Here is a 10,230-nt window from a genome sequence, read left to right as displayed (position 1 = left end):
GGCGGGTGGGGCGGCTCTTGAGCTCGGGATGCGCCTGGGTGGCCACGAAGAACGGGTGCAGGTCGGCGGGGTACTCGACGAACTCGACGAGATGCCCGTCCGGGGAGGTGCCCGAGAACCTCAGGCCCGACTTGGCGATCCGGTCGCGGTAGGCGTTGTTGACCTCGTAGCGGTGGCGGTGCCGCTCGGAGACCTGCTCGCCGCCGTAGGCGCGGGCGACGACCGAGCCCTTGGCGAGTACGGCCGGGTAGGCGCCGAGCCGCATCGTGCCGCCGAGATCGGCCTCGCCGGCGACGGCCTGCTCCTGATCGGCCATCGTGGAGATCACCGGATGGGTGGTGTCGGGATCGAACTCGGCGGAGTTCGCGTCGGTGATGCCCACCGAGCGGGCCGCCTCGATGACCACGCACTGCAGGCCCAGGCACAGGCCGAGCAGCGGGATCTTGCGGGTGCGGGCGTAGCGGATCGCGCCGAGTTTGCCCTCGATGCCGCGGATGCCGAAGCCTCCGGGGATCAGGACCGCGTCCACGTCGCCGAGCGCGGCCTGGGCGCCGGCCTCGGTCTCGCAGTCGTCGGAGGGCACCCAGCGGATGTCGACCTTGGCGCGGTGCGCGAAACCACCGGCGCGCAGCGCCTCGGTGACCGACAGGTAGGCGTCGGGCAGGTCGACGTACTTGCCGACGAGCGCGACCCGCACGGTCTCACGCGGCTGGTGCACCCGGTCGAGCAGGTCGCCCCACACGGTCCAGTCCACGTCGCGGAACGGCAGGCCGAGCTGGCGGACGACGTAGGCGTCGAGTCCTTCGCGGTGCAGGACCTTGGGGATGTCGTAGATCGACGGGGCGTCGGGGCAGGAGATGCAGCCGTCGACGTCCACGTCGCACATCAGTGCGATCTTCGCCTTGAGGGCGGCGGGGACCTCCCGATCGCAGCGCAGCACCAGCGCGTCGGGCTGGATGCCGATGTTGCGCAGCGCCGCCACCGAGTGCTGGGTGGGCTTGGTTTTCAGCTCACCCGACGGGGCCAGATAGGGCACGAGGGAGACGTGCAGGAAGAAGACGTTGCCGCGGCCGACGTCGTGACGGACCTGACGGGCCGCCTCGAGGAACGGCTGGGACTCGATGTCGCCGACGGTGCCACCGATCTCGGTGATGATCACGTCGGGAACGTTGCCGTCCTTGTCGGGGCCGGCCATCGCCATGATCCGGTTCTTGATCTCGTCGGTGATGTGCGGGATCACCTGGACGGTGTCGCCGAGGTATTCGCCGCGCCGCTCCTTGGCGATGACCGTGGAGTAGATCTGGCCGGTGGTGACGTTGGCGGCGGCGTTGAGATCGCGGTCGAGGAAGCGTTCGTAGTGGCCCACGTCCAGGTCGGTTTCGGCGCCGTCCTCGGTGACGAAGACCTCGCCGTGCTGGAAGGGGTTCATGGTGCCGGGGTCGACGTTCAGGTAGGGGTCGAGCTTCTGCATGGTCACGCGCATGCCGCGCGCGGTGAGAAGAGCGCCCAGGCTCGATGCCGTCAGCCCCTTGCCCAGTGAGGAGGCGACGCCCCCGCTGACGAAGATGTGCTTGGTGGCGGTACGCGAGTGGCGTGACTGTGGCAAAGAAGCTCCCGTGACGTCTGGTGCAGGACTTCGGACTGATGACGGAACTGCTGGGGCCTGCACGACCCACGGAACTTCACGGTAACACCTGTCGTGGGTCCCGCGTGCACGACTCGCCCGGATCGGACGGGGATCACACCGTTCGCCGCGCCGCGCCCGTCAGCGGGCGGCGGTTCCGACGGTGACGGCGCCGGCGTTGGGGCCGGTTCCGTACCGGCCCGACACCCCGGCGAGCTGTTCCTGCAGCGCCAGCACCGTGGTGATGCGGCCGGATTCGCGGTCGACGGTGTCGACGGTGGACAGACCGGCCGACAGCGCCGCGTCGGCCCGCACCACCGCGACGGCCCCGTTGCCGACGGCGGCGCCGGGCCGCCCGGCCAGGACCGTGCCGGCACCGCGGGAGTCGAACGCGGCGGCGAAGCGGGCCAGCAGCGCACCGCGGTTGCCGCCGCCCTCGGCGCCGGCTCCCCCGTCGCCGGTGACGACGATGGCGGTCTGGGCGGGTTCGACGGTCCCGTCGTCGTACGCGACGAAGCCGCCGCCCCGCAGCGTGGAGAGCGCGAGGTCACGTTCCTGGGGGGTGCTGCGCGGCTGCCCGCTCGCCGGCTCGACGAGCAGCACGGCTCCGAGCAGGTCCCCGGCCAGGCTGCCCTGATCCACGGCGCCGGTCTGCAACTGCACCCCGGCGGGGACGACGTTGGTGACGGTGGTGCGCAGCTGGTCGGCGCCGGCGGCGTCGACGAAGGGCTCGGTCAGCGAGATCCGGCCGGTCACGGCGGCGCCCGCCGCCTCGACCGTGCGGATCACCGCGTCCAGGTCCGCCGGGTCGGTGTCGGGAGTGGCGATCATGAGCACCGTGCGGCCGGCGAGCGCGTCGCGCACCACACGCCCGGACACCGCGGCGTCGAAACCGTCGGCCGCGTTGAGCTGCTCGGTGAGCACGTTGGTGCGGTCCTCGGCGTCCTGCAGCCGGCCCTGCAGTTCGGACCGGTCGTCGCGGAGCCCGGCGACGACGCTGTCCGACAGCAGCCCGGAGCCGAGGACGATGCCCACGGCGAGGGCGAGGAAGACCGCTGCGATCGAGATTGCGTGGTGACGCAACGAGATCACGCGGTCAGCCCCTGCACCCACACCACGAGACTGTCCCAGCTCTGCACGGCCCAGTCCACGACGTCGCCGCCGAGGTTGGACACGATCAACGCGACGATCACGGCGATCAGCGCGGCGAACACCAGCAGGGCGATCACCCCGCCGGAGACGCGGCTGCGGTAGAGGGTGGCGACGGCCTTGGCGTCGACCAGTTTCGGCCCCACCTTGAGCCGGGTCATGAACGCCGACGGGTTGCTGTCACGGCGGCCCTGGTCGAAGAACTCGTCGAGCGAGACGGTGCTGCCGACGGTGACGATGAGGGCGGCGCCGTGATGGTCGGCCAGCAGCAGCGCCAGGTCGGCGGGGGCGCCGGTGGCGGGGAACGTCATCGCGCCGATGCCCAGGTCCTGGATGCGTTCGAGACCGGGGGCGTGGCCGTCGTGATCGGCGGGCAGCACCACCTCGGCGCCGGACTTGAGGGTCTCGGTGCCGATCCCGTCCGGGTCGCCGACGATCAGATCCGGCCGGTATCCGGCCCGGACGAGGGTGTCGGCGCCGGTGCCGACGCCCACGAGGATCGGCGAGTACTCCTTGATGAACGGCTTGAGGTTCTTCAGGTCCTGCTCGTGGTCCGGCCCGTCCGCGACCACCACCACGTGCCGGTCGCGCAGGTCCACGTCGACGTCGGGCACTCCGACCCCGTCGATGAGCAGCGGGCTCTCCGAACGGATGAACTCGATGGTGTTGCCCGAGAACGCCTCGAGGTGGTCGACCAGGCCGGTCTTCGCCTCGATCATGCGGTCGGAGATCTCGGTTTCGGTCTGCTCCTCGCCCTGGATCAGCAACCGTTCCCCGGAGTAGACACCGCCCTCGTGCAGGCGGACCTTGGCGCCGTCCTTGACCTTCTTGAACACCTCGGGACCGGTGTTGTCGATCAGGGCGATGCCGTTGGCGACGAGCACCTCCGGGCCGAGGTTCGGGTAGCGGCCGGTGATCGACGTCGAGGCGTTGACCACGGCGGTGACCCCGGCCTCGACGAGCGCGTCGGCGGTGACGCGGTCCATGTCGACGGCGTCGAGAACGACGATGTCGCCGGGACCGACCCGGCGCAGGAGCCTGGCCTGGTTCTTGTCGACCCGGGCAATGCCGCTCACTCCGGGCAACGTTTCGTTATTGCGTGACAGCAGCGCCGGCATCTTCATGGCATCGATGATGAACCCGGGCCGGGGCCGGGCAACGGAGGCGCGCCGGGCGGGATCAGCCTCGTCGTTCGGCGTGCGCGGTGGCGAGCAGTTCCTCGGCGTGGGCCCGGCCCGTCTCGGTGTCGCCGAGGCCGGCGAGCATGCGGGCGAGCTCCGCGACCCGCTCGGTATCGGTGAGCGCGCGCACCCCGCTGCTGACGACGCCCCCGGCATCGTCGACTTTGTCGACGACGAGGTGGGTGTCGGCGAACGCGGCGACCTGCGGCAGGTGGGTGACCACGATGACCTGATGGGTGCGCGACAGGCGGGCCAGGCGCCGGCCGATCTCGACCGCAGCCCGACCGCCCACCCCCGCGTCGACCTCGTCGAACACCATCGTGGCGCCGCGTTCGGACCCGGCCAGCACCACCTCGAGCGCGAGCATGACGCGGGAGAGCTCACCGCCGGAGGCGCTGCGCGCGATGGGCAGGGACCGGGCCCCGCTGTGCGCGGCGAGCCGGAACTCGACGTCGTCGACGCCCGAGGTGCCGGCGTGCAGCACCCGCCCGCCGACCTTCAGCGGTGCGGTGTCCTGCGGCCCCGCCTCCCGGTCCCGCACCTGCACGTCCAGACTCGCCCGGCCCATCGCCAGGCCGGACAACTCCTTGCTGACCGCCTTCGCGAGCTTGTCGGCGGCCTTCCTGCGGGCGGCGGAGAGGGCGGTCGCGGCCTCGGCGGCGGCGGCCGCCTCGCGATCGGCGCGCGCGGCGAGGTCGGCGACCGCATCGGCGGACACGTCGATCCTCGACAGCCGGTCGCGGGCCTCGCGAGCCCACTCGAGCACACCGTCGATGTCCGCGGCGTACTTGCGGGTGAGCGATTTCAGCTCCGCCTGGCGGTTCAGCAGCGTCTCGAGGGCCCCCGGGTCCGACGGCAGGTCCGACAGGTATCCGGACAGCTCGCCGGCGACGTCGGTGACCACCGCGATGGCCTCGTCGAGCCGGGGACCGAGCTCACGCAGGGCCGGGTCCTCGGCCGCCTCGAGCCGCGCCCGCGACTCCCCCAGCAGATCCAGAGCCGCCGCGGCCACGTCGTCGCCGTCCCCGCCGGTGAGCGCGGCCTGCGCGCCCTGCGCGGAGTCCCGCAACGAATCGAGGTCGCCGAGCCGGCGCACCTCGGCCACGATCCGGGTGTCCTCCCCCGGCTGGGGGTCGACGGCGTCGATCTCGTCGAGCGCGAACCGCAGGCGGTCCGCCTCCTGCGCGAGCTCCCGGGACCGCTCGGTGCGTTCGCTCAGCTCGGCCCGCGCGGTCAACCACCGCTGGCGGTGCTCCTGGTACGCCGCCAGCAGCGGCGCGATCGCCTTGCCGGCGAACCGGTCGAGGGCGGCGCGCTGCTGGTCGGGCCGCAGCAGCCGCAACTGGTCGTTCTGGCCGTGCACGGTCAGCAGCGGATCGGTGAACTCCGACAGCACCCCCACCGGGACGCTGCGCCCGCCGAGGTGGGCGCGGGAGCGGCCGTCGCTGCCGACGGTGCGGACCGCGATGATGCTGCCGTCGTCGTCGCGCTGGGCGCCGGTCGTCTCGAGCAGGCGTGCCACTTCCCGCTCGACGTGGCTGGGCACCCCGCCCGCCGCGCTCGACCCGGCGTCGGCATCGATGCAGAAGCGACCCTCCACGACGGCGCGGGAGGCGCCGACACGGACGCGGGTGGGGTCGGCGCGCGCCCCCGACAGCAGGTGCAGGCTGGTCACGACCATGGTCTTGCCGGCTCCGGTTTCGCCGGTCAGGACGGTCAGCCCGCCGTGGAACTGGGCGCCGGCCTCGGAGATGACCCCCAGATTGTCGATCCGGATCTCGGCAAGCACCTCACAGTCTCCTTCCCCGCCAGCCCTTCACCGGAAGATCGAACTTGCGCACCATGCGGTCGGCGAACGGCGCCGAGTCCAGCCGCACCCACCGCACCGGGTGCTTGCCGCGCACCACCTCGAGTCGGCCTCCGGCGGGCAGGTCCAGGGTGCGGCGGCCGTCGCAGAACACCAGCCCGTCGTGGCTGCCGGCGAGGGTCTCCACGGCGATCAACGACTCCGGGCTGGTCACCATGGGCCGGGCGAACAGGGCGTGCGCGTTGCTGGGGATCACCAGCAACGCCTCGAGTTCCGGCCACACGATCGGGCCGCCGGCGGAGAACGCGTACGCGGTCGATCCCGTCGGGGTGGCGATCAGCACGCCGTCGCACCCGAACGCCGACACCGGCCGGCCGTCGACCTCGAGTACCACCTCGAGCACGCCCAGACGGGACTTGTTCTCGAGGCTGGCCTCGTTCAGCGCCCACCCCCGGTCGACGATCACGTCGTCGACCCGGATCGCGACGTCCAGCGTCATCCGCTCCTCGACCCGGTACTCGCGGCGCACCACCTGCGCCAGTGCCTCCTCGAGATGTTCGGCCTCGGCCTCGGCGAGGAAACCGATGCGGCCCAGGTTGATTCCGAGCACGGGCACCCCGGCGCGCTGGGCCAGTTCGGCGGCGCGCAGGAAGCTGCCGTCCCCGCCGAGCACGATCACCATCTCGCAGCCCCGGGCGGCGTCCGGTCCGGGTTCGACGATGCGGACCCGTCCGTCCGGGCCGGCGAGCGGACCCAGACCGGTGCTGGCGACCTCGTCGTCGAGCACCCGCAGCCCGATGCCGGCCTCGCCGAAGATCTTCGCCATGCGCTGCGCCGTCGCGGCGATCTCGACCCGCCCCGAGTGGGACACGAGCAGGACCTCGCGGGTCGCCCGCTCCGGGCCGGTCGCTGCACTATCTGCGGTCACTGGGGTCCTTCCTGCACGGCTCGTTCGACGAGTTCGACCACGTCCGCGCCCAGTTCGACCGGGCCGGGTTCCCCGGCGCGCAGCCACAGGAAGTACTCGACGTTGCCGGACGGGCCGGGCAGCGGACTGGCCACCACCCCGAGCGTACGCAGCCCCAGAGCCTGGGCCTCCCGGGCGACACCGAGGACCGCCTCGGTGCGCAGAGCCGCATCCCGGACGACGCCGCCGCTGCCGACCCGCTCCTTCCCGACCTCGAACTGCGGTTTGACCATCGGCAGCAGATCCGCGCCCGGAGTCACGCACCGCACGAACGCCGGGAGCACCAGCTTCAGCGAGATGAACGACAGATCCGCCACCACCAACTCGACCGGCCCTCCGATCGCGTCCGCACCGATGTTACGCACGTTTGTTCGATCGATCACGTGGACGCGCTCGTCGGACTGCAGCCGCCACACCAACTGGCCGTAGCCCACGTCGACGGCGACGACCTCGCGGGCGCCCTCGTGCAACAGGACGTCCGTGAAGCCGCCGGTGGAAGCCCCGGCGTCGAGGCACCGCCGTCCGGTGACCCGCAATCCCTGGGGGGTGAACGTCTCGAGGGCGCCGAGCAGCTTGTGGGCCCCTCGCGAGGCCCACGCCACCTCCTCGGCGACCTCCGTGACCAGCAGGGGCGCCCCCGGATCGACCTGGGTCGCGGGTTTCGTCGCGACGGTGCCGTTGACGAGGACCCGCCCAGCCGTGATCAGTTCACCGGCGTGCTCGCGGGACCGGGCGAGGCCCCGGCGCACCAGCTCCGCGTCGACTCGCGCTCGCCGGGCCACGTCAGATCTTGTCCACGGTCGCGAGCGCCTGGACCAGCAGGTCGTGCGCCTGTTCGAGCAGCTGCGCCTGCCGCGGGATGATCTCGGACGGATCGGGCTCACCGTCGGCGGTGACGTCGCGGGCGCGCGTGAGCAGACCCTCGACCTCGATATGGATCGACGCGGGATCCACGCCCGGATGGGGGCGTGGAAGGTGGTCGCCTGGGCGTGGAATCGACGTGCTCATCGTCGACCACGCTAGTGCATGCCGGTGACGAACCGGCACACCACGCAGACCCGACTCAGCGGGATATTCCCCACCGTGCCAGCAGGTCGTCCGCCGCCACGACCCGACCGAAACCGGGGTTGGCCCAGGCGACGTCGAGCACGGCCCGCAGCGCGGCCATCGGGTCCGCCGCGAACTCCGAAGCCAGGTGCACATCCCGTCCGTCGAACGACACCGCTCCCGGCTCGCGCGGTCCCACCCGCAGCGCGGCCGCCTCGGCGTCGAGACCGGCGAGCGAGTCGGCCACATAGGTGGGGCGCTGATCCTGCGGCGCCCGGAGCAGGTCCGCGACCGTGCTGACGCCGGTCAGCACCAGCAACGAATCGGCGCCCACGGCGTTCGCACCGGCGATGTCGGTGTCGAGCCGGTCGCCGACCACGAGCGGACGCGAGGCGCCGCTGCGCACGACGGCGTCCTCGAGCAGCGGCGCGGCCGGTTTGCCCGCCACCAGCGGCTCACAGCCCGTCGCCGACCTCAGGGCCGCGACCATGGAACCGTTCCCGAGCACCAGGCCCCGCTCGGTGGGCAACGTCGAATCGACGTTCGTCGCCACCCACAGGGCGCCGGAGCGCAGTGCGAGCGTCGCCTCGGCGAGGATCGCCCACCCGGTCTCCGGGGAGTGTCCCTGCACGACCGCCACAGGCTCGGCGTCCGCGGAACGCACCGGAGTCAGACCGACCGCGGCGACCTCGTCGACGAGGGCCTCGGTACCCACAACCAGCACCGGGGCGCCGACCGGGACCCGCTCGGCCAACAGCCGGGCCGCGGACTGGGAACTGGTGACCACGCTCGACTCGTCGGCCGCGAAACCGAGTTCGCGCAGGTGTTTGGCGACCTCCGCCGGGCGACGGCTCGCGTTGTTGGTGACATAGAACAGCCGCTCGGCACCCTCCGACAATGCCTCGCGGGCCCCGGGCACCGCCTCGGCGCCGCGGTAGACGGTGCCGTCCAGATCGAGGAGGAGTACGTCGTAGAGCGCCCGCAACGACGCGCCGCCGGATGTACCGGTCACTGATCCTCTCCGGTGAGCTCGGCGACGCGTTCCTCGGCGTCGGTGTCCCCCTCGAGATCCGCCGCGGCGGCGTTGAGGAACCACTTCAATCCGTCCTCGGTACGTCCCGCGGCCACGAGTGCATCCGCGTACGCATAGAACAGGCGCGCGGCGGACGGGCCGGTGCGCGAGGCATCCAGGTCCGGGGTCTGCAGGGTGACCACCGCCTGGTCGAACTGTCCCAGATCCATCCGGGCGCCCGCCACGACGATGCGCAGCTCGGTGGCCTCGTCGCCGGTCAGCGCCCGAGCCTCGTCGCTGCGGCCCAGCTCGATCGCGCGCTCCGGCCGGCCGAGACCGCGCTCGCAGTCCGCCATGACCGCCAGCAATCCCGGTCCCCCGGCCATTCGTCGGGCGGCCCGCAACTCGGACAGCGCCTCCGCCCATTCGCCGGCGTGGTAGGCCGTGATGCCCGCTGCCTCACGAACCACGGCGATACGGCCGGCGCGCTGCCGCGCAGCACGAGCGTGCGCCAGCGCCAGACGGGGATCGTCGTCGATCAGGCGGCCGGCCATGACCAGGTGCCGGGCCACTGCGTTGGCGTTCGACTTGTCGAGACTCAGCAGGTCCCGGCGGATCGTCGGATCGAGGTCCGACGCTTCGACGTCCTCGGGCAGGTCCGGCTCGTCCGGCCGGGCTTCGCGACGCGGAGCCGGAGCACCCTCGCGGCCACGGCTCGGGCCGAATCCACCCTCGCCGCCACGGCGACGCGGAGCGCCCCCGTCTCGCCGTTCGGGTCCGTGGCCAGCACGGGACGTGCCCGTGCGCCGATCGTCACGGCCCCGATCGTCGCGCCGGTCACCGGTGCGCCGATCGTCCCGACGGTCGTCGTTTGTGCCTCGATGCGGGCGCTCGCTGCGGGAACGGTCGTCGCGGGAACGGTCGTCGCGGGAACGGTCGTCGCGCCGCTCACCGTAGGGCCGATCTCGCCGGTCCCCCGACGGGCGATCGCTGTGGGGTCGCTCCGAGCGGCTACTCCCGCGGGAGTCGTCCGCGGAGCCCTTCGCCGGCTCGCTTCGCCGTTCCCCGCGGAAAGTGCGGTCCTCGCCGCGACGATCCGGTCGGCCGGCGACTCCCTGCCGGCGATCCTCACCGCGGGCCGGGCCCCGGTCGCCACCCTGGCGGCGCTCGCCGCTGTCTCCGCGTCCCGACTTGGGAGTGGACCCTCCACTCCGGAAGGATCGACGCTCACCATCGTTGTCGGACACAGAAAAATCCTTTCATGAAAAACCAGAAAAACCACGAGAGGGGACCCAACTGGTGGGTCCCCTCTCGTAAACGGGTGTTCGGCGGTGTCCTACTCTCCCACACCCTGTCGGGTGCAGTACCATCGGCGCTGGAGGGCTTAGCTTCCGGGTTCGGAATGGGACCGGGCGTTTCCCCTCCGCTATGGCCGCCGTAACT

The 10,230-nt window shown here is 72.0% G+C and carries 9 protein-coding genes and 1 rRNA gene; all 10 read right to left on the bottom strand.

Features of this window, described 5'->3' with window-relative positions; genetic code table 11:
• Nucleotides 1-1,606: CTP synthase (locus G6039_RS28800; protein ID WP_164528172.1), on the bottom strand; the 1,606-nt coding region annotated here is incomplete at its 3' end.
• A 159-nt stretch (nt 1,607-1,765) separates the two neighbouring features.
• Entirely contained in the window at nt 1,766-2,716 is a 951-nt protein-coding gene (locus tag G6039_RS28795; protein ID WP_006936730.1) for a copper transporter, read from the bottom strand.
• Nucleotides 2,713-3,897 carry a putative cytokinetic ring protein SteA gene (gene steA, locus G6039_RS28790; protein WP_006936729.1) on the bottom strand — a complete coding sequence of 395 codons (1,185 nt, stop codon included), beginning with the start codon at nt 3,895-3,897 and terminating at the stop codon, nt 2,713-2,715. Before steA ends, G6039_RS28795 begins: the two co-directional genes overlap by 4 nt.
• A gap of 55 nt (nt 3,898-3,952) precedes the next feature.
• A complete protein-coding gene (recN, locus tag G6039_RS28785; RefSeq protein WP_029543875.1) occupies nt 3,953-5,743 on the bottom strand; it encodes a DNA repair protein RecN in 1,791 nt (596 codons plus the stop codon).
• A 1-nt stretch (nt 5,744) separates the two neighbouring features.
• The gene (locus G6039_RS28780) at nt 5,745-6,689 is read right to left on the bottom strand and encodes an NAD kinase (protein ID WP_006936725.1); all 945 of its coding nucleotides are present in this window, start codon (nt 6,687-6,689) and stop codon (nt 5,745-5,747) included.
• A complete protein-coding gene (locus G6039_RS28775; RefSeq protein ID WP_029543877.1) occupies nt 6,686-7,510 on the bottom strand; it encodes a TlyA family RNA methyltransferase in 825 nt (274 codons plus the stop codon). The genes G6039_RS28780 and G6039_RS28775 overlap by 4 nt, the downstream gene beginning before the upstream one ends.
• Before the next feature lies 1 nt (nt 7,511).
• Nucleotides 7,512-7,682 carry a hypothetical protein gene (locus G6039_RS28770; protein ID WP_006936717.1) on the bottom strand — a complete coding sequence of 57 codons (171 nt, stop codon included), beginning with the start codon at nt 7,680-7,682 and terminating at the stop codon, nt 7,512-7,514.
• 109 nt (nt 7,683-7,791) lie between these two features.
• Complete coding sequence (locus G6039_RS28765; protein WP_029543881.1) at nt 7,792-8,787, bottom strand: HAD-IIA family hydrolase; 996 nt, start codon at nt 8,785-8,787, stop codon at nt 7,792-7,794.
• On the bottom strand, nt 8,784-10,034 hold the full coding sequence (locus G6039_RS31340; protein ID WP_080688614.1) for a tetratricopeptide repeat protein: 1,251 nt from the start codon (nt 10,032-10,034) through the stop codon (nt 8,784-8,786). The genes G6039_RS28765 and G6039_RS31340 overlap by 4 nt, the downstream gene beginning before the upstream one ends.
• Nucleotides 10,035-10,110: 76 nt before the next feature.
• Nucleotides 10,111-10,227: ribosomal RNA gene (gene rrf, locus G6039_RS28755) — 5S ribosomal RNA — on the bottom strand.
• Between the last annotated feature and the right edge of the window lie 3 nt (nt 10,228-10,230).

Origin of the sequence: Rhodococcus aetherivorans, assembly GCF_011058165.1 — a bacterium.
Taxonomy (GTDB): Bacteria; Actinomycetota; Actinomycetes; order Mycobacteriales; family Mycobacteriaceae; genus Rhodococcus; species Rhodococcus aetherivorans.
This window is presented reverse-complemented; position numbering and strand designations above follow the sequence as displayed.

Coding starts and splice junctions, on each gene's coding strand:
- steA (WP_006936729.1), bottom strand. CDS start 3,897: ATGAAGATGCCGGCGCTGCTGTCACGCAATAACGAAACGTTGCCCGGA.